This window comes from Polaromonas sp. (assembly GCF_010365105.1).
GTDB lineage: Bacteria > Pseudomonadota > Gammaproteobacteria > Burkholderiales > Burkholderiaceae_C > Polaromonas.
The window spans coordinates 132,868-156,967 of the sequence record NZ_JAAFGZ010000002.1; the positions used below are offsets into that span (position 1 = coordinate 132,868).

A 24,100-nucleotide genomic window follows, 5' to 3' on the forward strand; every position below is an offset into this window, starting at 1 on the left:
ATTTTCCGCGCCTTTGAGCGCATCCTGCGGCGATGGCCGGGCGCCACGGTTGAAGTAGTGTCTTCCATGGGGCTTCAGCATGCGTTATGGTGCAGTTTCTTTGAATCAATAAAAATTTGGCATGGGGGAGTTGGCGATACCGTTGGAAACTGGAGTCTGTCCATGAACAAGCGTTCACTTGTCGAGCATCCGCAGCAGTGGCTGTTGTCCCCCGGGCTGAAAGACGCGCCGGTGCTGGACCTGATGTGCTCGCATTTCGTGCTCACCCTGGCCGCGCGCCAGGGCGCTAAGTTCAATGTGCGGCGCGACCTGACCAGCCTGCTGTCCCTGTCCGGCCGGCACCTGGTCTGGCCCTTGCCGGCGTTTCAGCGGCTGCGCGAATTCCTGGGCCGACGCTGCAAGGGCAACGAGTTCTGGCAGGACCATGAGACCCTGAGCGATGCCGAGTTCATGGCGCGCCATGGTGTCTGGCGCGGCCCGTACGAGGAAGGCACGCTGTTCTTCTACCTTGACGAGCATGCCAAGGACCAGCCCAAGGATTTGCTGTCGGTGCTCAGCGCCACCGGTGACTGGCTGACGCTGGCGCTGAAAAAGCAGTCCACGCTGGTCGAGAAAAACATCGAGTCGCTGGCCAGCCTGCTGCAGCTCAACCGCGCCGAACGCGCGCTGCTGCTCTATGGCACGCTCGCGCGCTACCAGCGCGACCTGCGCTCGCTGCTGGTCGAGTTCAAGGTCAACAATGCGCCCGAAGCCTATGCAGCGATTGCCGACGTCGCCGGCGTCAAGGCACCCGAAGTGGCCGAGGCGCTGCGGCCCGGCTCGCGGCTGGAGCGCATCGGCATGGTCGAAAACCTGATTTCCGAGCACAACATCACCGACCTGGCCGACCTGATGAAGGTCAGCGAAAAACTGCCGCCGGTGCTGATGCGCAAATACCGCGACCACAGCGAGCTGATGGCGGTTTTCACCCGGCCCGCCACCCGCAGCCTGCTGGGGCTGGCCGACTTTGCCTTTGTGGAGGAAGACGCTCAGGTGCTGGTGTCGCTCTTGCGCCATGCGGTGGCCGGCAAGGAGCAGGGTGTCAATGTGCTGCTGTACGGCCCGCCCGGCACCGGCAAGACCGAGCTGGCCAAGGTGGTGGCGCAGGCCGCCGGGCTGGATTTGTTCGAGGTCGAATATGCCGACCAGGGTGGCAATTCCCTGAGCGGGCGCGACCGCTACCGCTCGCTGCAGATCGCCCAGGTGTTTCTCAAGGGCAGCATGCATTCGGCGCTGCTGTTCGACGAGGTCGAAGACGTGTTTCCGCCGATTTCCAGCGAAGCCGCGCAGCTGATGGCGCGCTCCGAGCAACTGAGCGCGCCCGGCAGCCATTCGGTCAGCGGCAAGGCCTGGGTCAACCAGATTCTCGAATCCAACCCCGTGCCCACGCTGTGGGTGACCAACCGCATCGAGCAGATCGACCCGGCGTTTCGCCGCCGCTTTGCCTATCACCTGGAACTGCGTTCGCCGCCGCCCGGCGCGCGTGAAGGCATCGTGCGCAAGACGCTCGAAGGCGTGCAGGTCAGCGATGCCTTCGTCGCCAAACTCACCGCCCGCAAGGGCCTGACGCCGGCGCAGATTCGCACCGCAGTGCGCTTTGCCCGCCTGGCCAGCGCCCCTGACACAGGTTTGGACACGCCCATGGGCATTCAGCCGGGCGTAGGGGCTCTTTCTTCACCAGTTAGGGCCGCGGGACCGGCTTCGCCGGACCGCAGGCGCAGCGCCCCCTCGGGGGGCAGCGAACCACACGAAGTGGGGAGCGTGGGGGCTTCTATCATCGAGTCGCTGATCGAGCGCCAGCTGAAAAACGCCGACGTGGCGCTGGGCAACAAAGCTGAAGCTTCTAGCCGGCGCAACGTCACGACGTACGATTTGGCGATGCTCAACGTCGAATCGCGTTTCGAGATTCCACGCATCGTGCAGGCCCTCAAAAGCCGGGGCCACGGCAGCCTGTGTTTTTACGGCCCGCCCGGCACCGGCAAGACCGCGCTGGCCGAGCACATCGCCCAGGCGCTGGAGCAGCCGCTGCTGATCAAGCAGGCCAGCGACCTGATGAGCAAGTACGTCGGCGAAACCGAGCAAAAAATGGTCGCCATGTTCCGCGAAGCCGAGGCCGAGAAAGCCGTGCTGCTGCTGGATGAGGCCGACAGCTTTTTGCAGGACCGGCGCGGCGCCCAGCGCACTTATGAAGTGACCGAAGTGAACGAGATGCTGCAGGGCATGGAGCGCTACGCCGGCATTTTCATCTGCACCACCAACCTGCTGGAAAGCCTGGACCAGGCGGCGCTGCGGCGCTTTACCTTCAAGATCAAGTTCATGCCAATGACCAGTAATCAGCGCGAAACGATGTTTGTCACCGAAGCGCTGGCGGGCGATGCATCGTTGCTCACGCCGCCCCTGCAAAAAAGACTGTCCCAGCTCACGCAGCTGTGCCCCGGCGACTTTGCGGCGGTCAAGCGGCAGGGGGTGATTCTGGAGACAGTGCTGTCCGCCGACGAGTTCCTCGCCCAACTGGAAGCCGAACACCGCATCAAGCCCGAGGTGCGGGAAGGGCGGGCGATGGGCTTCATGCGTTGATGCTTGCTACATAATTTATAGCTGCTTGCGTTTGCCTGCAGTGCGACAGAGCCTTTTTCATTGTAAATTTTGATTTGAGCCCCCAGTTCGGCACCTGCAAAGCCATGCGTGAAATTTATGAACTCCCTTGCGCGCACACCCGAAGCACCTCGGCCCCATACGCTGCCAGTTTCTTCACGCCCATGCCGCTGATGCCGCTCAGTGCCTGCAGGGTTTGCGGCGCCTGCTCGGCAATGGCGCGCAGCGTGGCGTCGTGAAAGATCACGAAAGCGGGCAGGTTGTGTTCTTTTGCGACCTCGGCGCGCCAGGCTTTCAGGCGGCCCAGGCGCTCCAGCGCACCCGCGTTCAGCGTGGCTTCAACCATGCCTTTCGCCGACGTTTTCACCGCCGACTTGCTGCCGCGCCGCGTGCGCTCGGCCTTGGTGCTGGCGGCCTGCTGGCGCAGCAGCACGCTGACTTCGCCCTTGAGCACGCCGCGTGCGTCGGGCAGCAGTTGCAGCGTGTTGAAAGCTTCGGCGTTGACCCGCAGCAGGTTGCTGGCGATCAGCTGACGCAGCACGCCGCGCCACTGTGGCTCTGCCAGGTCGGCGCCGATGCCGAAGGTGCTGAGCTGGTCGTGGCCGTACTGCACGACTTTTTCGGTCGGCTTGCCGCGCAGGATGTCCATGATGTGCCCGGCGCCAAAGCTGATGCCGCTGGCCTGCTGCACGCGGTAGATACAGCTGAGCATCTTGCGCGCTGCCTCGGTCGCGTCCCACACGGCCGGCGGTGTCAAGCAGTTGTCGCAATTTCCACAGGGCTCGCTGGCCTCGCCAAAATAGCCCAGCAGGCTGACGCGCCGGCAGCGCGTGCCTTCTGCCAGCGTCAACAGCGCATCGAGCTTGCCGCGCATCACGGCCTTGAACTCCTCGCTGGCGACTTCGCTGGTGTCGATCATGCGGCGCTGGTTCACCACGTCTTGCAGGCCATAGACCATCCAGGCATCGGCAGGCAGCCCGTCGCGGCCGGCGCGGCCGGTTTCCTGATAGTAGCCTTCGATGTTTTTCGGCATGTCCAGGTGCGCCACGAAGCGCACGTCGGGCTTGTCGATGCCCATGCCAAAGGCAATCGTCGCCACCATCACCATGCCGTCTTCGCGCAGAAAGCGGTCCTGGCGCTGCTGGCGCAGCTTGGCGTCGAGCCCGGCGTGGTAGGCCATGGCCTTGATGCCGGCGTCTTCGAGCATGCCGGCAATTTCCTCGACGCGCTTGCGCGACTGGCAATAGACGATGCCGGCTTCGCCGTGATGCTCGGTCTGGACGAAACGCAGCAACTGGCGCGTGGCATCGGTTTTCTCGACGATGGTGTAGCGGATGTTGGGCCGGTCAAAGCTGCTGACGAACTGGCGCGCGTCCTCCAGCTTGAGCCGCTCGATCATGTCCTGGCGCGTCAGGTGGTCGGCCGTCGCCGTCAGCGCCATGCGCGGCACGTCGGGAAAGGTCTCGTGCAGCAGGCTCAGACTGCGGTATTCGGGCCGGAAGTCGTGGCCCCACTGGCTGACGCAATGCGCCTCGTCAATCGCAAACAGGCTGAGCAGGCCGCGCTCGTGCAGCGACGCCAGCAGACCCCGCATGCGCGGCGTGTTGATGCGCTCGGGCGCAGCGTAGAGCAGCGTCAGTTCATTGCGCAGCAGCTGTTTTTCCAGCGCGCTGCTTTCCTCATAGGTCTGGGTTGAATTGAGGAAGGCAGCCGGCACGCCGGCCTCCGTCAGCGCGCCAACCTGGTCGTGCATCAGCGCGATCAGCGGCGAGATCACGATGGTCACGCCGTGGCCCGCCTGCTGGCGCACGATGGCCGGAATCTGGTAACACAGCGACTTGCCGCCGCCGGTCGGCATCAACACCAGCGCATCGCCGCCCTGCACGACGTGTTCCACGATGGCTTGCTGCGGACCGCGAAAGTCGCTGTAGCCAAAGACCTGGCCGAGCACGTCCAGCGGCGTGGGCTGGGAGGAGGAAATGGGCAGTGAGGACAAGGGCAGGCCAGACAGGTGAGCGGTGTAAATAATCGGTGGCGCTATAAAAAAAATAGCTGCTAGCGCACGTCAGACATGCGCAAAAGCCATTTTCAATCAATATTTTTCAAAATCAACCTTTGCAGCGCTTGCCTGTGGCTTGTGTCCCGTCATCTGGGCCGGGAGGCGGGTTCATGATGGGTTCCATCAAAGGCCAACAGGCTGTTGCCCTATTGTCAGGGAAAGTCAACGGCCTTGAAGCGCATCCTAAAATGCACGCCATGAAGCCCATCATCTACACCCGCGCCCAGCAGCTCCCCGCCCTTCTGGCGCAACGCATCCTGATCCTTGACGGCGCGATGGGCACCATGATCCAGCGCTTCAAGCTGACCGAAGCACAGTACCGGGGCGAGCGCTTCAAGGACTTTCACAAGGACGTGAAAGGCAACAACGAGTTGCTCAGCCTCACGCGCCCCGACGTGATCCGCGACATCCATGAAGGCTACCTCGCCGGCGGCGCCGACCTGATCGAAACCAACACCTTCGGCGCCACCACCGTGGCGCAGGCCGACTACGACATGGCCGACCTGGCAGTGGAAATGAATTACGAATCGGCCCGCATCGCGAGACTGGCCTGCGACAAGTTCTCCACGCCTGACAAGCCGCGCTTTGTGGTCGGCGCCCTGGGCCCCACGCCCAAGACCGCCAGCATCAGCCCCGATGTGAACGACGCCGGTGCGCGCAACACCAGTTTCGAGGAACTGCGAAAAGCCTATTACGAGCAGACCGAAGCGCTGGTCAGGGGCGGCTGCGACGTGCTGATGGTCGAGACGATTTTCGACACGCTCAATGCCAAGGCGGCGCTGTTTGCGATTGACGAGTATTTCGAGGACTCGGGCGAACGGCTGCCCTTGATCATCAGCGGCACCGTGACCGATGCCTCAGGCCGAATTTTGAGCGGCCAGACCGTGACGGCCTTCTGGCACAGCGTGCGCCATGCCGAGCCGCTGGCCGTGGGCCTGAACTGCGCGCTGGGCGCCGCGCTGATGCGCCCCTACATCCAGGAACTGGCCAAGGCCGCGCCCGACACCTTCATCAGCTGCTATCCCAACGCCGGCCTGCCCAACCCGATGAGCGACACCGGCTTTGACGAAACGCCCGACGTGACCTCGCGCCTGCTGCACGAGTTTGCGGTCGAAGGGCTGGTCAACATCGTGGGCGGCTGCTGCGGCACCACGCCGGATCACATCGCGGCGATTGCCCGCTCGGTGGCGCTGGTGGGCGGACGCAAACTGCAGCGCGGTGTTTTCTACGCCGAAGCGGCTTGAGGACCGGCTGAGCCTGCGGGTGCCGGCTATCGGTGATGGCTCAGGCGTCGGGCCGCGAAGCGATCTCCTGCTCCATTGCCTGCGTCAGCTGGACGTACATCTTGAGCTTGTCTGTCACCTCGCGCAGGCGCGCGCCGATGCGCAGCGACACGGCCAGCAGCAGTTTGGCAGCAATCGCGGCGTTTTCCTCCATCATGCGGTTCAGGGCCTCGCGCGTCAGGATTGCGCAGCGCAACTGCGTGGCGGCAATGCAGCTGGCGTAGCGGGGCAGGCCGTCGAACATGCCGAGTTCGCCAATCAGGCTGCCGGGGCCCAGCAGGGTGATGACGATAGGCTCGACGCGGCTGACCACCAGGGACTCCACCGTTACTTCGCCATCGAGCAGCAGCATCAGGAATCCGGTGTCGCGGACGTCGCCTTCACGGATGAAGACCGTGCCTTTGGCGACAATTTGCGGCTGCATGTAGCGCACCACCATGCGCGCTTCTGGCATCGTCAGCTGCATCAGGGCTGTGGGCGCCATCAGCAACCGGGCCGCCAGGTCGGCCGCTTCCGAGCCTTCGGTGGCGTCATGGCTTGGACTGACCGAAGGGAAGCTTTTTTTTCTGAAGAAGGTGCTTAGCATGGGTCAACCCGATGGAATTTGGTCGCTGGCAGCGGGCTTGCCGGCATTGGTGCTTAAAATCGAGCTTAACCCAAGGAGCGTTGCAGCGAAACTCCAGTTTTGTCAGGCTTGGGTAAACAGGGATGCCTATCCCTTTTTAGCAACGACGCTCACCTTTATTCCAAGGTGAGTCATGCCCTCAGTTCAATTTCCCCAAGACGTTTCGCCCATGAAGCTGTCCGGCCTGGAGCCGGTCACCATCGGCGCCGATTCCCTGTTCGTCAACATCGGCGAGCGTACCAACGTCACCGGCTCCAAGGCCTTCGCCCGCATGATTTTGAACGGCGATTATGAACAGGCGCTTACAGTGGCGCGCCAGCAGGTTGAAAACGGCGCGCAGATCATCGACATCAACATGGACGAGGCCATGCTCGACAGCCAGGCGGCCATGGTGCGGTTTTTGAACCTGATCGCCGGCGAGCCCGACATCGCCCGTGTGCCCATCATGATCGACAGCTCCAAATGGAGCGTGATCGAGGCCGGCCTGCGCTGCATCCAGGGCAAGGGCATCGTCAATTCCATCTCGATGAAGGAAGGCGTTGACGCCTTCAAGCAGCAGGCCAAGCTGCTCAAGCGCTACGGCGCCGCTGCCGTCGTCATGGCGTTTGACGAGTTGGGCCAGGCCGACACCTACGAGCGAAAAATCGGCATTTGCGAGCGCGCCTACCGGTTGCTGGTCGATGAGATCGGTTTTCCGCCCGAAGACATCATTTTTGACCCCAACATCTTTGCCATTGCCACCGGCATCGACGAACACAACAACTACGCGGTCGATTTCATCAACGCCACGCGCTGGATCAAGGCCAATCTGCCCGGTGCCAAGGTTTCGGGCGGCGTGTCCAACGTATCGTTCAGCTTTCGCGGCAACGACCCGGTGCGCGAAGCCATCCACACGGTATTTTTGTACCACGCGATCCAGGCCGGCATGGACATGGGCATCGTCAACGCCGGCATGATGGGCGTGTATGACGACCTGGAGCCGGTGCTGCGCGAGCGCGTCGAAGACGTGGTGCTCAATCGCCAGCCTGTCTACAAGGAGGGCGAGGAACACCTCACGCCCGGCGAGCGCCTGATCGAAGTCGCCGAAACGGCCAAGAGCGGCGCGCGCGACGACAGCAAGAAATACGAATGGCGCGCACTGCCGATACGCGCCCGGCTGTCGCATGCGCTGGTCCATGGCAACAACGAGTTCATCACCGAAGACACCGAGGAGATGTACCAGGCCATCCTTGCCGAGAAGGGACGGCCGCTGCACGTCATCGAAGGCCCACTGATGGACGGCATGAACGTGGTCGGCGACCTGTTCGGCCAGGGCAAGATGTTTTTGCCGCAGGTGGTCAAGAGCGCTAGAGTGATGAAGCAGGCCGTGGCGCACCTGCTGCCCTACATCGAGGCAGAAAAGCTGCTGCTGCAGGCCGCCGGCGGCGATGTCAAGACCAAGGGCAAGATCATCATCGCCACCGTCAAGGGCGACGTGCACGACATTGGCAAGAACATCGTTACCGTGGTCTTGCAATGCAATAACTTCGAGGTCGTCAACATGGGCGTGATGGTGCCGTGCCACGAGATTCTGGCGCTGGCCAAGGCTTCAGGCGCAGACATCGTCGGCCTGTCGGGGCTGATCACGCCGAGCCTGGAGGAAATGCAGTACGTCGCCAGCGAGATGCAAAAGGACGACCATTTCCGCCTCAACAACATTCCGCTCCTGATTGGCGGCGCCACCTGCAGCCGCGTGCACACGGCGGTGAAGATTTCGCCGCATTACGACGGCCCGGTGGTGTACGTGCCCGACGCGTCGCGCAGCGTCAGCGTGGCGCAAAGCCTGCTGTCTGACCAGGCCACCAGGTACATCGCCGAGGTCAACGCCGACTACGACAAGGTGCGCACCCAGCACGCCAACAAAAAGCAGCTGCCGATGTGGCCACTGGCCAAGGCTAGAGCCAATGCCACGGCGATGGACTGGGCCAGCTACACGCCGCCCGTTCCCAAATTCATTGGCCGGCGCGTGTTCAAGAATTTTGACCTGGCCGAACTCGCCGATTTCATTGACTGGGGACCGTTTTTCCAGACCTGGGACTTGGCGGGGCCGTTCCCGGCGATCCTGAAGGACGAGGTGGTCGGCGTCGAGGCGGTGCGCGTCTATGCCGACGCCAGGCGCATGCTCAAGCGGCTGATCGAGGGCCGCTGGCTTACCGCCAACGGCGTGATGGCGCTGCTGCCAGCCAACAGCGTGGGCGACGACATCGAGATCTACACCGACGAAACGCGCAGCGAAGTCGCCATGACCTGGTACGGCCTGCGCCAGCAGACCGAAAAAACAGCCGTTGACGGCGTGATGCGCCCCAGCCGCTGCCTGTCCGACTTTGTCGCGCCCAAGCGGCTGACTCCTGAATTGATAGCTGCTCGCGCCCGTCACACAAGCGGAAACGGCAAAAATGACTCAAAAATTGCCGATTACATCGGGATTTTTGCCGTCACCGCCGGCCTGGGCGCCGAGAAGAAGGACAAGTATTTTCTGGACGACCACGACGACTACTCGTCCATCATGTTCAAGTCGCTCGCCGACCGGCTGGCCGAAGCCTTTGCCGAGGCGCTGCACCAGCGCGTGCGGCGCGACCTGTGGGGCTACGCGCCCGACGAGGCACTCGGCAAGGACGCGCTGATTGCCGAGAAGTACCAGGGCATCCGCCCCGCGCCCGGCTACCCGGCCTGCCCGGACCACAGCGCGAAAAAAGAGATGTTCGAGCTGCTCCAGGCAGAAGACATCGGCATGGCGCTGACGGAAAGCCTGGCGATGACGCCGGCGGCCAGCGTCAGCGGCTTTTACCTGAGCCATCCGCACAGCAGTTACTTCAGCGTCGGCAAGATCGGCGACGACCAGCTGCAGGACCTGGCGCAGCGCCGTGGTGCCCGGGCCGAGGACCTGCAGCGCCTGCTGGCGCCCAACCTGTAAAACCCGCTTGGGCGATACGGCTGAAGCGGCGCGGAGGCGCGCCCGTCTCAGGCGGTGCGGAGCTTGCCCTTGGGCGTTGAATCCGCCGTGACCGGGTGCGTGAGCGTGGCTTGGTCGGCCGGCGCTCCGGTTTCCTCGCGCAAAGCCAGTTCGCTGCGAAATCCTTCCACCACCTTGTCCACGCCCGGCATCACCATCATCGTCAGGTGGGAGCCATCGATGGTGGTCACGCGGATGTCGCCGCGAATGTGCGCCTCCCAGCCAAGACAGTTTCCGGCGGCAAGGTACTGCGTTCTGGCCTGCGTTGCCCGGAAAAGAACCATTGATCCGTGATAAGGCTGCGCCTGGTAGCGGTTCTGCGCCTGCATGTAGTTGCGAAACAGGTAGAAGTCGGCCACCTCTTGCGTGTACGGTCCGGCAACAGCGGCATCCTGCTGCGCCAGCGTGACGCCGGCCGGCAGCACGCGGTCCTTCTTGCTTTGCTCCGAGCGCTCCCTGGCAAATTTCAGCGACCAGTGCCGCAACAGCCACAAGCGCCTGAGCAGCGGAATTTTGCGTTTTTCAGCTTCCGGGGACAGCGTGTCGATCATCCCGAGCAACCCGATTTTGGCGCCGGCCCGGCTCAGCTGCTGCGCCATTTCAAAGGCAATCACGCCGCCGCCGGAAAAGCCGGCAAGCTGGTAGGGGCCGTGCGGGTCCACCGAACGCACGGCCTCGACATATTGCGCCGCCATGGCCTCAATCGTCGTATGAAAAGGAAGACGGCCATCGACGCCCTGCGCCTGCAGACCGTAGAAGGGCTGGTCCGGCCCCAGCCGGTCGGAGATGACCTTGTAGTTGAGCACGTTGCCGCCGGCCCCGTGAATGAAAAACAGCGGACGGCGGCCCGGGCGCCCCCGGCAGATCGTCACCAGCGGAGAAAATGCGCGCGGGGTGGGCCGGTCGAACGGCACAGTGTCTGTTGCCATCGCGCTGGCAGCGTCCTGCCCGAGGTGGCTTGTGACGATGGCGGCAAGCGTGGCCAGCGTGGGGGCTTCAAACAGGGTGGCCAGTGGCAGTTCAACGGCGAACTGCTTGCGGATTTGCGCAAACAGCCGCACGGCGGTCAGCGAATGGCCGCCCAGCGCAAAAAAATCGTCCTCGGGCACGATGTCCTGCACGTCCAGCAGCTCGCGCCACATCTGGGCGATGGCGGACTCGACGGGGTGCGGAGTGACTTTCTCCGGGGCTGGACCCACGGGGCTTACGGTTAGCAGCGTTGCCATGAAGGCAGCGCTGGCCACGGATGGGTCGTCTGGCGTGGCGCTGGCGGCACCCGCCGCACCCGCAGCCGGCGCACTGGCGTCCAGCTGCGCCACCAGTTCACCCAGCACCGGCCAGCGCACCATGTCGCCCAGGCTGACGAGGCGCCCGCAGGCCTCGTGCAGCCGGCGCTGCACCTGCAGGGCCAGAAAAAAGCTGCCACCCCGTTCAAAGAAGTTGTCGCCTGCGGCAATGTCCGTCTGCCCGAGCACCTGCGCCCAGATGGCGGTCAGGGTGGTGGCCAGCGGGCTTTGCGGCAGTTGCGGCTCGGGGCTTGCCGGGTGTTGGCCTGCGGCCAGCGGCTTGATCGGCAGCAGCGCGCGCCGGTCCACCTTGCCGTTGGGCGTCAGCGGAAAGGTGCGCAGCAGTGCGATGGCCCTCGGCACCATGATGTCGGGCAGTTTTTCGGCCACGCCGCGCCGCAGGCACTCGATCTGCAGCGCCGCGCCCGTCTGGGGCGTGACGTAGGCGGCAAGGCTCCAGTCGCCAGCGGCGTCTTCGCGGGCGATGACCACGGCTTCCTTCACGCCGGGCTGGCGCAGCAGCACGCTTTCAATCTCGCCCAGCTCGATGCGGTGGCCGCGAATCTTCACCTGGTGGTCGATGCGCCCGAGGAACTCCAGCGTGCCGTCGGGGTGGCGGCGCACCAGGTCGCCGGTACGGTACCAGCGTGCGCCTGCCTCATTCAGGAAGCGCTCAGCGTTGAGTTCGGGCCGCTGCCAGTAGCCGTCGGACACGCCGGCGCCGCCAATGAGCAGTTCGCCAGCCACCAGCGCGGGGCAGGGCGCGCCGCCTGGCGTGCGGATGGACAGCTGCGTGTTGGCAATCGGCTGGCCCAGCGGCACGAACTCGCCCAGCGTCGCCAGGTCGCAGGCGGTGGACCAGACGGTGGTTTCGGTCGGGCCGTACATGTTGAAAAAAGCCCCCGGCACCAGCGCCCTCAGTTCCCGGGCAAGCTTCATCGACAGCGCCTCGCCGCCCACCATCAGCACCGCCAGGCCGGACAACGCCCGGCGCCCGACACTGTCCGACACCAGCATCGAGGCCATGGACGGGGTGCATTGCAGGTGCGTGACCTGGCCCTGAAGCAGGGCGTCGGCCACCGACAGGTAGGGCAGTGCGCTGGTATGCAGCTCGATGGCAAAGCCGTGCGTCAGCGTCCAGAGAAGCTCGACCACCGAAATGTCAAAGCACACACTGGTCTCGGCCAGCCAGCGGCCGGGCGGCGCATGCGGAATGCACGCGTTCAGGCCGGCGAAAAAATTGAGCACGTTCTGGTGCGTGACCACCACGCCCTTGGGCCGGCCGGTCGAGCCGGAGGTGTAGATCAGGTAGGCCGCGCGCCGCGCCCTGTCTGGTGCCGGGCTGCGCGTCAGGACCGGCGCGCTGCCCGCTTCGGCTTCATCCAGCAGGAACACCTTTTCAGGCGGAATGTGCAGCCGGGCGGTGACGGCGCGGCTGGTGAGCACCAGCGGCGCGCCGGAATCCTCGATCATGTACAGCAGGCGGTCGTGCGGGTAGTCCGGGTCCAGCGGCAGGTAGGCCGCGCCGGTCTGCAGGATGGCCAGCACGCCGACAACCAGGTCGGGGCCGCGCTCCAGGCACAGGCCGATCACGTCGCCGGGACGCACGCCGCTCAGGCGCAGGCGCTCTGCCAGCGCACTGGCCTGCGCCTGGAGTGCGCGGTAGCTCAGTATCTTGCCCCGAAAGGAAACAGCCGTGCTGTGCGGCGTGCGGGCCGCCTGCGCGGCAATGGCCTCGTGAATGCCCAAGACAGCGTCATACGGCGTGGCCGTCGCATTCAGGCGCGCCAGCAACGCCGTTTCAGCGTCGGGCAGCAGGGAAATTTCTGCAATGGCGTCCGCGCCCTCGAAGGCCTGGAGGTAAACCGCCAGATGGCCGGCCATCACCGCCAGGGTTTCGCCTGAAAAAACAGCGGTATCGCCGACGAGTTCGAGGTGCTGCCCGGACGGATCGCTCATCAGGATGAGTTCGGCCCCGGGCGGCACGGCGGTGCCGTCCAGGCTGATGCCCAGCTTGCTCCAGCGTTCGCCGGCGCCCGGCTGGCCGCCAAGTCGCGCCGGCAGGTCGCGCGGGCAGGCACCGGCCCGGTGCATCCGGTCAATCCGTGCCTGGGCCTGTTCTGCGGCCTGCTGGGCGCAATGGTCGGGCATTGTCTCCAGCGTCAGCGGCACCCAGGGCGACAGCCAGCATTCCAGCCCCTGCGCGCTGGCCTGAAGCGCACGGTCGCCATACAGCAGGGAAATGCGCTGCTGTCCTGTCAGCGCCGACAGCCAGCTCAAAAAACCGGCCACCGTCGCAGCGCCGCGCGCCGGCAGCGCAAGGGGTATGCGCGCCAGTTGCCGAAATGGCCCTGGCGCGGGCTGTGGCGCACCTGTTTTGTGCGGATAAGGCAGTTCCACGGGCGCCAAGGTGCTCAAAATCTGCTGCCAGAAGCGCTCGCCCTGGCCGACTTCAGGAGCGCGGGCGGCCAGCTGCGCGCGCGTCACGCTGTCGAGCACGGGCAGCACCATGCCCGCCAGCAAGCCATGGCTGGGCGCCGTTCCCCAGGGCGCGGTCAAGCCGTCCAGCACGATGTCGCCGTGCGCGGTGGACACCCGCACGCTGTCTGCATCGGCCTGCAGCACCGTGCCGGGCGCCGCGCCGGAGGATTCGGCCTTGCACAGGGCGCGCGCTGTATGCACCAGCAGCATTTTGTCGCCCAGGTAGAGCTTGGCGCGGGCCACCGGGTTGGGGCAATCGGGGTAAGGTCCAAAGTCGAGTGCGCCGACGAGCGCCGCCAGTTCGCCGGCCGGGCGCGAAAAGTCGAGCGTTCCCAGTGTGGGCGGACGCTGCTGGCGGTCAACACAGGGGCCGGCCGGCAGCGCTTGGCTCAACACCAGGTCGTTGCGGCCAATGGCTTCGGCCAGCGCTTCAAAGCTCTGCAGGCCCGCTTCGTAGCAGCGCGCCTGCAGGCCCAGCGTCGTCTCGCCCGGCGGAATGTCAAAGTGCGCCTGGCGCACGATGCGGCCTTCGCCCAGAGGCGTCATTTCGTGCCAGGTAACGCCATGCGACGTTTCCTGCGCCATCAGCGCCCATGCCGGCGCATGCCAGCCCGCGTAACGCGGCAGCGGTGCGTCGTGAAACGTGATGGCCAGCGCTTGCGCACGCGCCATCAGCTCGCGCGGCACGCCGCACGGCTTGCCCAGGCAAAAAAGGTAATCGAACGCCTGCCCGGACGGCTGCACCAGCGACGCCTCATCGTCAAACACCGCAACTCCCCGGGTGTGCGCCCACTGGACGATAGCCGGCTCGGTGCTGACGACGGCGCGCACGGCATGGCCTGCGTTGAGCCAGGCTTCGGCGCAGTGAATCAGCAGGCTTTCGTTGCCTGCAAACAGGGCGCTGGCCAGGTTTCTTTTCATGTTCATTTCTTTCATGCGCCTAGGGATGTGGCAGCTTGCATGCGTGATAGGGGGCTGGGTGGCGCGCAAGGCCGGTGCCACGGGTGCGGATTTCGGGGGCTGCCGTCCTGCCTCGCAAGGACCGGCTCAAAGAGGGACTGAAAGACCGGCGTGTGGTAGCACAGGCGCAACGCACTGCGCGCTGCAATGGCCGGGCTTGGCGTCACGGCCAGCATGATCATGCAGTCGGGCGGCCCCTGCAGCGCCTTGGCCCATGCAAGCCCGCTGCGTGCAGCGTGCCTGCCAGCGCCCCCCTGCGATGTCGAGACCTCAAACCAGCCCTGGGGCGTGGGCTGGCAATGCAGCGCGGGGTTGTCAAACGACAGCCCGCTTTCCCGGGACTTCCAGTACGCCTCCAGCAGCGTCCAGTAAAAGAAAAACTGCCGCGTGCTGTCGCTGCCCAGTGCCGCCCGCCGCTGCTGCGCATCAGGCAGCGCTACCAGGCCGCGCAGCAGCGCCATGTCGGCGCTGTTGTGTTCAATGAATTCGGCATCAATGCCGACCGGGCCGATGCGCGTGACGGCGCACACCACCAGCGTGCGACTGCGGGCGTGGCTGAAGTGAATGGCCCGGTCTGCGGGCGCAGTGAGAATGGGCTTGCCGCCAGTTTCGCTGGAAAAGGCAAGGCTGGCAGGCGTCATGCCCAGTTCAGTAGCCACGGCCAGACGCCGCAAGGCATGCGCCAGGATGTAGGCGCGGCGGTCGTCGTCGCGCCGAAATTTTGCTGCACAAAGGCGCTCCGCGGCATCAAGCCATGCGGTCAGCTGAGGCCATTGAGCCAGCTCGACATCCTTGGGGCGCGCAGTCCAGATATGTAGCTTGCTGGCTTGATCCATGCGCAAAGTTCCCTCCCAATTGGCAATTTATTGTAGGGAGGCTACATTGCGTTTACAACCCGTTCACAAAGTGGTGAGTCCCGGGCCGGTCGTCTCCGTAGGCTATTTGTTGCGTCAAAGCAGGCGGTTTTTAAAACCATGATTAAAAATAAAAATATGCCTTCAGCGCACGTTTTTATTGTCTTTATAGCTATAAAAATCAGAGCAAGTAATGGAATTTTCTGCAAATGCCGAGCGCTGGCAGGCCGTCGCCGCAATGGGTAACCCCTGGCGCAGGATGCCGGTTTGTGCTTTTTCCAAAACCGGCGGTTTCAAGGCGGTGAGCGGTGGTTTTGGCGGGTCAGGCAGGCGGCAGAAATTTATTTATTTTCTTGTCTTTATTACCAAAATTAACTTCATGGATGAGCAACAGGCGGGTATCAAACCCGTCCGCAGGCCGGCTTTAGCATTGCCATTGGCGTTTCAGTGCGCCGCCTTCAGCGCGCGCCGGTACTGCACCGCCTCGGCCACATGCGTGACCTGCACCGTCTTGGCGCCGGCCAGGTCGGCAATGGTGCGCGCCACCTTCAGGCAGCGGTGAATGCCCCGGCCTGACCAGCCCAGCCGCGTCGCCGCCACATGGAGGAACTTGGCCGCTGCCGGGTCCATCTGGCATTGCGCATCAATGGCCTGGCCTTCGAGCGCCTGGTTGCTGCTGCCTTGCCGGGTCATCGAGCGCTCCCTGGCCTGCACCACCCGGCTGCGCACGGCCCCGGTGGATTCGCCCGGCGGTGCGTCCACCAGTTCATCGGCGGCCAAGCTGCCGACTTCCACATGCAGGTCGATGCGGTCGAGCAGCGGGCCGCTGAGCTTTCCCTGGTAGCGAGACACCACATCGGGCGAACAGCGGCAGGCGCGCAGGCTGGAGCCCAGGTAGCCGCAGGGGCAGGGGTTCATAGCGGCAATCAGCTGGAAGCGCGCCGGAAATTCCGCGCGCTGTGCAGCGCGCGAAATCGTGATGTGGCCGGACTCCAGCGGTTCGCGCAGCGCTTCCAGCGCGGCGCGTGGAAACTCTGGAAGCTCATCGAGAAACAGCACGCCCCGGTGCGCCAGTGAAATCTCGCCCGGGCGCGGCGGCGATCCGCCGCCCACCAGCGCTACCGCGCTGGCCGTGTGGTGCGGCGCGCAGGTGGGCCGCACGGCCCAGTGGTCCAGCGTGAAGCGCCCGCCCAGCGAGGCGACGGCAGCAGTTTCCAGCGCTTCCTCGGTCGTCATGGCTGGCAGCAGGCCGGCAAAGCGCTGCGCCAGCATCGACTTGCCGGACCCCGGCGCGCCGACCATCAAAATGCTGTGCCCGCCGGCCGCTGCAATTTCCAGTGCGCGCCGGGCAGCAGCCTGGCCCTTGACATCGGCCAGGTCCGGATAGGCGGGTTGCCGCGACGGAGCGGCGGACGCCACGCGCATCCAGCCGTCCTTGGCTTCGGGAATGGCATCGCCCGGCAAAAACTGCCGCACCACGTCAAGCAGATGCTGCGCGCGGTAGACCTCGGCCTGCGGCACCAGCGCGGCCTCCTGCGCGCTGCCTTCGGGCAGCACCATGCGGGGCAAGGGTTGCGGCGTGCCCTGCGCCGGCCGGGCAATCGCCAGGCTCATGGCCAGGGAACCCCGTACCGGCCGCAGGTCGCCTCCCAGCGACAGCTCGCCGGCAAACTCATAGCCCGCCAGCTTGCGCGCATCAATCTGCCCGCTGGCCGCCAGGATGCCGAGTGCGATCGGCAGGTCGAAGCGGCCCGAATCCTTGGGCAGATCGGCCGGCGCCAGGTTCACCGTGATGCGCTTGTTGGCCGGAAACTCCAGCCCGGCATTCTGGATGGCCGAGCGCACCCGCTCGCGTGCTTCCTTGACCTCGGTGTCGGCCAGTCCAACCAGCGTGAAACTCGGCAGGCCGTTGGCCAGATGCACTTCAACGCACACCGGGTGTGCCTGCAGGCCCAGCAAGGCACGGCTATGCACTAAAGACAGGCTCATGGGGTGGCTTCCTTATCAATGCATCAATGTTGTGCACTGCGCGTGCATCAAAACGGTGCGTAACAGCTTGTAAACCACTAGCGTAACCCGGCAGCCGACGAAATCAGCCAGGCGCTTTCAGGGGAGGCAAAAAAAACTGGCACGGTCCCTGCTAAAGAAGTTCCGCCAACGTTAAAAATTTTTCGGGGATTCCATGAAACCAATCTTCGTCGCCCTTGTTGATAGCGGCCGCTTTCGCACCAAGAACACGCTGGACGTGATGCCTACAACAACCCTGTAATGCGCCGGCAGCGCCATCGGATTGCTGCCTCGTCATTCATCCTGGAGGAAAACTGAAATGAAACTCGTCACTGCCATCATCAAACCGTTCAAGCTGGACGAGGTGCGCGAAGCCCTCTCCGGCATGGGCGTGCAGGGCATCACCGTGACCGAAGTCAAGGGCTTCGGACGTCAGAAGGGTCACACCGAGTTGTACCGGGGCGCCGAGTACGTCGTCGATTTCCTGCCCAAGGTCAAGATCGAAGCGGCTGTGTCCGATGACCTGGTGGAACGCGTGATTGAAGCCATCGAGACCTCGGCGCGCACCGGCAAGATCGGCGACGGCAAGGTTTTTGTGTACGACCTGGAGCAGGTCGTTCGCATCCGCACCGGTGAAACCGGCAAGGAAGCCCTCTGACATCACCCCCCTGAAAAAAACGAGAACCATTGCCATGAAAAAACTGATTGCTTCCCTGCTGCTCGGATTGAGCTTGCTCGGCACGGGCGCTTTTGCGCTGGCGCAGACCCCGGCAGAAGCGCCTGCTGCATCTGCTGCTGAAGCCAAGCCCGATGTTGCTGCCACACCCGCCGCACCCGCCGCCACGGCTGCACCTGCCGCCGCAGTAACGGCTCCGGCCGCCGAGGCTGCTGCCGCGCCGGCCCCGGTTCCGAACAAGGGCGACACGTCCTGGATGCTGGTTTCGACCATCCTGGTGATCCTGATGGTCGTGCCCGGCCTGGCGCTGTTCTACGGCGGCTTGGTGCGCAGCAAGAACATGCTGTCGGTGCTGATGCAGATCATGGTGACGTTCTCGCTGATCGTCGTGCTCTGGTTCATCTACGGCTACAGCCTGGCCTTCACCGAGGGCAGCGCCTTTATCGGCGGCTTTGACCGGTTGTTCATGAAGGGCATCTGGGACAACGCCGCCGGCACCTTTGCCAACGCGGCCACGTTCAGCAAGGGCGTCGTGATTCCGGAAATCGTGTTTGCCGCCTTCCAGGCCACCTTTGCCGGCATCACCTGCTGCCTGATCGTCGGCGCCTTTGCCGAGCGCATCAAGTTTTCCGCCGTGCTGCTGTTCATGGTGATCTGGTTCACCTTCAGCTATGCGCCCATGGCCCACATGGTCTGGTTCTGGATGGGCCCTGACGCCTACACCGGCAAGGAAGTGGTCGATGCGATGAACGGCAAGGCCGGCTACATCTGGCAGTCGGGCGCGCTGGACTTTGCCGGCGGCACCGTGGTCCACATCAATGCGGCCGTCGCCGGTCTGGTCGGCGCCTTCATGGTCGGCAAGCGCATCGGCTACGGCAAGGAAGCCATGGCGCCGCACAGCCTGACGCTGACCATGGTGGGTGCTTCCCTGCTGTGGGTGGGCTGGTTCGGTTTCAACGCCGGCTCTGCACTGGAAGCCAACGGCTTTGCCGCCCTGGCCTTCATCAACACCCTGGGTGCCACGGCTGCCGCCGTGCTGGCCTGGTGCCTCGGTGAAGCGCTGATGCGCGGCAAGGCTTCCATGCTGGGCGCTGCGTCCGGCGCCGTGGCGGGCCTGGTGGCCATCACCCCTGCAGCTGGCAACGTCGGCATCGGCGGCGGCCTGGTGATTGGTTTCATTGCCGGCTTTGCCTGCCTCTGGGGCGTGCATGGCCTGAAGAAGCTGCTGGGTGCCGACGATTCGCTGGACGTGTTTGGCGTGCATGGCGTGGGCGGTATCGTCGGCGCGCTGCTGACCGGCGTGTTCAACTCGCCGGCCCTGGGCGGCCCCGGCTTTGTCGCCGACTGGGTGACGGCTACCGGCATCACTGCCGCCGACTACTCGATCGTCTCGCAGGTCTGGATCCAGGCCAAGGCGGTGCTGATCACGGTGGTGTGGTCGGGCGTCGTGTCCTTCATTGCCTACAAGATCGTTGACCTGACCATCGGCCTGCGCGTCAGCGAAGAAGACGAGCGCGAAGGCCTGGACATCACGTCGCACGGCGAAACCGCCTACAACCGCTAAGGACTGCCCAACAAGCTGACAGAAGTCTCCGAGGGAAGTTCAGCCCGCAGGCAGCAATGCCAGCGGGCTGTTTTTTTTGCCGCTACAGTCGCAGGCGCGAAGGACCCCTTCGCTGAACCGCACCGCCGCAAGGAGAAACGCATGCCCTGGCAAATCGCCATTTCACAGCCCAGCGAACTGGGCGAATCGCCGTTCTGGCACCCGGAGGAGCAGCGACTGTACTGGGTGGACATTCCTGCCCGACAGGTCTGCCGGTCAACGCTGCCCGGTGGCGCCGTCGAACGCTGGACACTGCCGTCCGAGCCCGGTTGCATCGCGCCGGCCCGCAGCAGTGGCCAGACTACGGGCCTGGTCATCGCCCTGCGCGACGGCATCTACCGCGCCCGGCACTGGGGCGGTGAACTGGCACTGCTCGCGCCTGCGCTGCACGACCCGGCCACCACGCGCTTCAACGACGGCAAGGCCGATCCGCTGGGCCGCTTCTGGGCCGGCACCATTTACGAACCGCGCGACGCCGCCCGCGCGCAGCTTTTTTGCCTGGACGTTCGCGCAGGCCGCACGCCCATCCTTGACGTCAAGGCGGCCGATGCCACCACGGCCAACGGCCTGGCCTGGTCGCCCGACGCGGCCACGCTGTACTGGACCGATACGCCGCGCCATGCGGTCCGCGCCTGGGACTGGGATGCCGCTGGCAACATCCTGAGCCACGAGCGGGTGTTCCGGCAATGGCCCGCCAAGCCCGCCGGCTGGCAGCCCGGCATGCCGGGTATGCAGGGTTATGGCGGCCGGCCCGACGGCGCGGCGGTCGATGTGCAAGGCAACTATTACGTCGCCATGTATGAAGGCGGGCGGCTGCTCAAGCTGTCGCCAGCGGGCGAGGTGCTGGCCGAGTTCGCCGTGCCTGCGCAATGCCCCACCATGCCCTGCTTTGGCGGCGCCGACCTCCAAACGCTCTACCTCACGACCGCGCGGCAGAACCGCCCGGCCGGCGAACTGCGGGACTGGCCTGCTTCGGGCTGCGTGCTGTCGATGCCGGTCGAGGTTCCGGGGCTGCCGGTGAATTTCTTCAGGGATTGAAAAACCCTCCGCCGTTTATTAAAAAAGGTGTTTGCGCATGACAGCCTTGCATGCGCAGCTACTTTATTGATAGCATGCCTGGGCGTTTGCGCGGCGCTGAATGGGGTTTGCAGGCGACTGCCCCCGGCCCGCAAAAAAACCGAACACACCGCATTCAAAAAATTCAAACACCCTGAGTGCGTTGCACGCGTACCATTCCGGCCATGAATGCAGACACCGACATGACAACTTTGATGGCCGCACGCATTCGCGAGGCGGCGCAAGCAGGAACGCCCTTGCGCATCCGCGGCGGCGGCAGCAAGGATTTTTACGGCCAGGCCCTGAACGGCGATGTGCTGGACATGGCCGCGTTTTCCGGCGTCGTCAGCTACGAGCCCAGCGAACTGGTCGTGACCGTGCGCGCCGGAACCCCGCTGGCCGATCTGGAAGCGCTGCTGGCTGAGCAAGGCCAGTGCCTGCCCTTCGAGCCGCCGCATTTCGGTCCCAACGCCACGGTCGGCGGCATGGTCGCCAGCGGCCTCAATGGACCGGCGCGCGCCAGCAGCGGCGCCGTGCGCGACTACCTGCTGGGCGTGGTGCTGCTCAACGGCAAGGGCGAATGCCTGACCTTCGGCGGCCAGGTCATGAAAAACGTCGCCGGCTACGATGTCTCGCGGCTGATGGCCGGCGCGCTCGGCACGCTGGGCGTGCTGCTGGAAGTGTCGCTCAAGGTGCTGCCCATGGCGCCCGCAGAAGCCACCTTGAAGTGCAGCCTGCCGCAGCAAAAAGCGCTGGATTTGCTCAATCGCTGGGGGGGCCAGCCTCTGCCGCTGAACGCCAGCTGCTGGGTCCATGACGACAGCGCCAGCCCCGGTCAGGATGTCCTGTTTGTGCGGCTGCGCGGCGCGGTGGCTGCTGTCAAGGCCGCATGCCCCCGCATGATGGCCGATGTGCAGGCGGCGGGCGGCCAGGCGATGCTCATCGACAACGACCAGGCCAGCGCCGACTGGAATGCCTGCCGCGAGCAAACCCTGCCGTTTTTTGCGCAGCCGCCTTCGCCTGACGCCTGCCTGTGGCGGCTGAGCGTGCCGCAAACCACGGCTGCCATGGACTTGCCCTTTGCCCCGCTGATCGAGTGGCATGGCGGCCTGCGCTGGCTCTGGGCGCCGGCTTCGGCCGCCACACAATTGCGCCAGCTGACGGGCCAGGCCGGCGGCCATGCTACGTTGTTCCGGCGCGCCGACCACACGCCGGTGGATCTGCCGGTCTTCACGCCGCTGTCGCAGGTGCAGTCCCGCATCCAGCGCGAACTCAAAAAGCAGTTTGACCCGACCTCCATTTTTAACGCGGGCCGCATGTTTGCGGACCGGTGACATCCACCGGAAACTTTGAAGCACCATGCAAACCAAACTCGCCCCCGAATTCCAGAACACGCCTGACGGCCTGCAGGCCGAAGCCATCCTGCGCAAATGCGTGCATTGCGGTTTTTGCACTGCCACCTGCCCGACCTACCAACTGCTCGGCGACGAGCTGGACGGGCCGCGCGGCCGCATCTACCTGATCAAGCAGGTGCTCGAAGGCGAAATGCCGACGCGCAAGACCCAGCTTCACCTGGACCGCTGCCTGACCTGCCGCAACTGCGAAACCACCTGCCCCAGCGGTGTCCAGTACGGTCATCTGGTCGATATTGGCCGCAAGCTGGTCGATGAGCGGGTACCGCGCCCGGCCGGCGAACGCACCGTGCGCTGGGCGCTCAAGGAAGGCCTGCCGTCGCCACTGTTTGCGCCTGCCATGAAGATCGGCCAGGCGGTGCGCGGTCTGCTGCCTGATTCGCTCAAGAACAAGGTGCCCGCCAAACAGGCGGCCGGCGCCTGGCCTACGCGCACGCATGCCCGGAAAATGCTCATGCTGGCGGGCTGTGTGCAGCCCGCGATGATGCCCAACATCAATTCGGCCACGGCCCGCGTGCTCGACGCCGCCGGCATCCAGACCGTCGTGGCGGCCAAAGCCGGCTGCTGCGGCGCGGTGAAATTCCACCTCAACGACCAGGACGGCGGCAAGGCCGAGATGCGCCGCAACATCGACGCCTGGTGGCCTTATGTGGAGCAGGGGATTGAAGCGCTGGTCATGAACGCCTCGGGCTGCGGTGTCACGGTCAAGGAATACGGCTATATCCTGAAGGACGATCAGGCGTATGCCGAGAAAGCCGCCCGCATCAGCGCACTGACCCGCGATTTGAGCGAGTTGCTGCCCATCATCACCGAAGCCCTGCAGTCGGCTCGTCCTGAACTGACCGAAGCTGTGGCCAAAAATTCACCCCGACTGGCTTTTCATCCGCCTTGTACCCTGCAGCATGGCCAGCAGTTGCGCGGCGGTGTCGAGCAGTATCTGGGACGGCTGGGCTTTGACATCAAGGTGTCGAACAATGAGGCAAACCTGTGCTGCGGCTCGGCCGGCACTTATTCGGTGCTCCAGCCAGAGATCGCCTACCAGCTGCGCGACCGCAAGCTGGCCAATCTGGGCGAGATCGCGCCCGAAGTGATTGTCTCGGCCAATATCGGCTGCATCACGCACCTGCAAAGCGGCACGGCCACGCCAGTGCGGCACTGGATCGAAGTACTGGATGATGCGCTATTGAATTCATAGCGTGCAGCTTTAGAATAGTGGGCTTGCAGTGGGTGTTGTTAAAATAAAAACGACGTGACCACACAGCGCAACTTTCATGGGTAAAAAGAAATCTCGTGAATATTTCCGAGGCATTGGTGTGTCAGACCGGCGCTGGCACGTTCTTGCCGCCTGTCACTGCCGGGTCCGCAAGCCGTGAGCCATATCAGCAGTTTGTGGAAAGGCCTGATAGGGCTGACCACCAAGCGCCGAACCCGCCGGGCCAACCGGCAGTTGGGCGGACTGCTGGCCTGGGTTGCGGGTGCCGTCAATGCCGGAGGCTTTCTGGCGGTGGGGCGCTACACCTCGCACATGACGGGCATCGTGTCTTCCGTTGCCGACAACATTGCGCTTGGCAACTTCACCCTGATCATCGCCGGCCTGGTGTACGTCGGCTCTTTTGTGGCAGGGGCCATCACCACGACAGTGCTGATCAATTGGGCAAGGCGTCGCAGGCTGCACGCCGAATTTGCCTTGTCCCTGATGCTGGAGGCGCTGCTTTTGCTGCTGTTCGGTTTGCTCGGAGCCAACCTCAATATGCTGGTGGAGGTCTTTGTTCCCACGACGGTGCTGCTGCTTTGTTTCATCATGGGTCTGCAAAACGCCATCATCACCAAGATTTCTTCTGCTGAAATCCGCACCACCCACGTCACCGGCCTTCTGACGGACCTGAGTATCGAGATCGGACGGCTGTTGTACTGGAACGGGGTGTCGGAGGCCAACGTGCAGTTTTTTGTCAGGGCTGATCGCGACAAGCTGCGCATCCACTCGACAATTTTGCTGCTTTTCTTTGGGGGGGGCCTGATGGGCGCGTTTGCCTTCAAGACCATCGGTTTCTTTTCCACCGTGCCGATTGCACTGGTGTTGATGGCCGTTGCCGCACCGCCCCTGTACCAGGATTTACTCTCCTACCGAACCTGGCTGCGCGGGCAATCCACCTGACGCCAGTTCGTCAGCCA

General features: G+C 64.3%; 15 protein-coding genes and 1 riboswitch. Of the genes, 9 read left to right on the forward strand and 6 right to left on the reverse strand.

Features of this window, described 5'->3' with window-relative positions; all coding sequences use genetic code 11:
* The first annotated feature begins 162 nt into the window (after nt 1–162).
* A complete protein-coding gene (locus GZ092_RS02120) occupies nt 163–2,616 on the forward strand; it encodes an AAA family ATPase (protein WP_293634069.1) in 2,454 nt (817 codons plus the stop codon).
* 115 nt (nt 2,617–2,731) lie between these two features.
* Here the strand turns inward: GZ092_RS02120 and recQ are convergent, their stop codons facing one another.
* On the reverse strand, nt 2,732–4,630 hold the full coding sequence (gene recQ, locus GZ092_RS02125; RefSeq protein ID WP_293634070.1) for a DNA helicase RecQ: 1,899 nt from the start codon (nt 4,628–4,630) through the stop codon (nt 2,732–2,734).
* A gap of 260 nt (nt 4,631–4,890) precedes the next feature.
* Between recQ and GZ092_RS02130 the strand changes: the two genes are divergently transcribed.
* Nucleotides 4,891–5,937 carry a homocysteine S-methyltransferase family protein gene (locus GZ092_RS02130; protein WP_293634071.1) on the forward strand — a complete coding sequence of 349 codons (1,047 nt, stop codon included), beginning with the start codon at nt 4,891–4,893 and terminating at the stop codon, nt 5,935–5,937.
* Nucleotides 5,938–5,977: 40 nt separating this feature from the next.
* Here GZ092_RS02130 and GZ092_RS02135 read toward each other — a convergent pair whose 3' ends face one another.
* Nucleotides 5,978–6,562 carry a cyclic nucleotide-binding domain-containing protein gene (locus GZ092_RS02135; RefSeq protein WP_293634072.1) on the reverse strand — a complete coding sequence of 195 codons (585 nt, stop codon included), beginning with the start codon at nt 6,560–6,562 and terminating at the stop codon, nt 5,978–5,980.
* 66 nt (nt 6,563–6,628) lie between these two features.
* Nucleotides 6,629–6,720, forward strand: a riboswitch (S-adenosyl-L-homocysteine riboswitch).
* A gap of 14 nt (nt 6,721–6,734) precedes the next feature.
* On the opposite strand from GZ092_RS02135, the gene metH reads away from it, so the two are divergent.
* The gene (metH, locus tag GZ092_RS02140; RefSeq protein WP_293634073.1) at nt 6,735–9,554 is read left to right on the forward strand and encodes a methionine synthase; all 2,820 of its coding nucleotides are present in this window, start codon (nt 6,735–6,737) and stop codon (nt 9,552–9,554) included.
* Nucleotides 9,555–9,601: 47 nt separating this feature from the next.
* On the opposite strand, the gene GZ092_RS02145 is transcribed toward metH, so the two are convergent.
* From GZ092_RS02145 to GZ092_RS02160, 4 genes are all read right to left on the reverse strand, one after another.
* Nucleotides 9,602–14,281: an amino acid adenylation domain-containing protein gene (locus tag GZ092_RS02145; protein WP_293634074.1), complete on the reverse strand. Its 4,680-nt coding sequence runs from the start codon at nt 14,279–14,281 to the stop codon at nt 9,602–9,604.
* 11 nt (nt 14,282–14,292) lie between these two features.
* Nucleotides 14,293–15,156 (reverse strand): 4'-phosphopantetheinyl transferase superfamily protein, encoded by an 864-nt coding sequence (locus GZ092_RS02150; protein ID WP_293634075.1) that lies wholly within the window; start codon nt 15,154–15,156, stop codon nt 14,293–14,295.
* Between the two features lie 162 nt (nt 15,157–15,318).
* Nucleotides 15,319–15,471: a hypothetical protein gene (locus GZ092_RS02155; protein WP_293634076.1), complete on the reverse strand. Its 153-nt coding sequence runs from the start codon at nt 15,469–15,471 to the stop codon at nt 15,319–15,321.
* 147 nt (nt 15,472–15,618) lie between these two features.
* Complete coding sequence (locus GZ092_RS02160) at nt 15,619–17,163, reverse strand: YifB family Mg chelatase-like AAA ATPase (protein WP_293634077.1); 1,545 nt, start codon at nt 17,161–17,163, stop codon at nt 15,619–15,621.
* A 337-nt stretch (nt 17,164–17,500) separates the two neighbouring features.
* Between GZ092_RS02160 and glnK the strand changes: the two genes are divergently transcribed.
* The 6 genes from glnK to GZ092_RS02190 all read left to right on the forward strand — a co-directional run bounded on the left by glnK (nt 17,501) and on the right by GZ092_RS02190 (nt 24,083).
* The gene (glnK, locus tag GZ092_RS02165) at nt 17,501–17,839 is read left to right on the forward strand and encodes a P-II family nitrogen regulator (protein ID WP_036807247.1); all 339 of its coding nucleotides are present in this window, start codon (nt 17,501–17,503) and stop codon (nt 17,837–17,839) included.
* Nucleotides 17,840–17,873: 34 nt separating this feature from the next.
* The gene (gene amt / locus GZ092_RS02170) at nt 17,874–19,421 is read left to right on the forward strand and encodes an ammonium transporter (RefSeq protein ID WP_293634078.1); all 1,548 of its coding nucleotides are present in this window, start codon (nt 17,874–17,876) and stop codon (nt 19,419–19,421) included.
* Between the two features lie 141 nt (nt 19,422–19,562).
* Nucleotides 19,563–20,498, forward strand: a complete 936-nt coding sequence (locus tag GZ092_RS02175) for an SMP-30/gluconolactonase/LRE family protein (RefSeq protein WP_293634079.1) — start codon at nt 19,563–19,565, stop codon at nt 20,496–20,498.
* A gap of 203 nt (nt 20,499–20,701) precedes the next feature.
* On the forward strand, nt 20,702–21,850 hold the full coding sequence (gene glcE / locus GZ092_RS02180) for a glycolate oxidase subunit GlcE (RefSeq protein WP_293634080.1): 1,149 nt from the start codon (nt 20,702–20,704) through the stop codon (nt 21,848–21,850).
* Between the two features lie 25 nt (nt 21,851–21,875).
* Nucleotides 21,876–23,123, forward strand: coding sequence for a glycolate oxidase subunit GlcF (glcF, locus tag GZ092_RS02185; protein ID WP_293634081.1), 1,248 nt, complete (start codon nt 21,876–21,878; stop codon nt 23,121–23,123).
* Between the two features lie 183 nt (nt 23,124–23,306).
* A complete protein-coding gene (locus tag GZ092_RS02190) occupies nt 23,307–24,083 on the forward strand; it encodes a YoaK family protein (protein WP_293634136.1) in 777 nt (258 codons plus the stop codon).
* The last annotated feature ends 17 nt before the right edge of the window (nt 24,084–24,100 follow it).

Coding starts and splice junctions, on each gene's coding strand:
- GZ092_RS02120 (WP_293634069.1), top strand. CDS start 163: ATGAACAAGCGTTCACTTGTCGAGCATCCGCAGCAGTGGCTGTTGTCC.
- GZ092_RS02130 (WP_293634071.1), top strand. CDS start 4,891: ATGAAGCCCATCATCTACACCCGCGCCCAGCAGCTCCCCGCCCTTCTG.
- GZ092_RS02135 (WP_293634072.1), bottom strand. CDS start 6,562: ATGCTAAGCACCTTCTTCAGAAAAAAAAGCTTCCCTTCGGTCAGTCCA.
- metH (WP_293634073.1), top strand. CDS start 6,735: ATGCCCTCAGTTCAATTTCCCCAAGACGTTTCGCCCATGAAGCTGTCC.
- GZ092_RS02145 (WP_293634074.1), bottom strand. CDS start 14,281: ATGAAAAGAAACCTGGCCAGCGCCCTGTTTGCAGGCAACGAAAGCCTG.
- GZ092_RS02150 (WP_293634075.1), bottom strand. CDS start 15,156: ATGGATCAAGCCAGCAAGCTACATATCTGGACTGCGCGCCCCAAGGAT.
- GZ092_RS02160 (WP_293634077.1), bottom strand. CDS start 17,163: ATGAGCCTGTCTTTAGTGCATAGCCGTGCCTTGCTGGGCCTGCAGGCA.
- glnK (WP_036807247.1), top strand. CDS start 17,501: ATGAAACTCGTCACTGCCATCATCAAACCGTTCAAGCTGGACGAGGTG.
- amt (WP_293634078.1), top strand. CDS start 17,874: ATGAAAAAACTGATTGCTTCCCTGCTGCTCGGATTGAGCTTGCTCGGC.
- GZ092_RS02175 (WP_293634079.1), top strand. CDS start 19,563: ATGCCCTGGCAAATCGCCATTTCACAGCCCAGCGAACTGGGCGAATCG.
- glcE (WP_293634080.1), top strand. CDS start 20,702: ATGAATGCAGACACCGACATGACAACTTTGATGGCCGCACGCATTCGC.
- glcF (WP_293634081.1), top strand. CDS start 21,876: ATGCAAACCAAACTCGCCCCCGAATTCCAGAACACGCCTGACGGCCTG.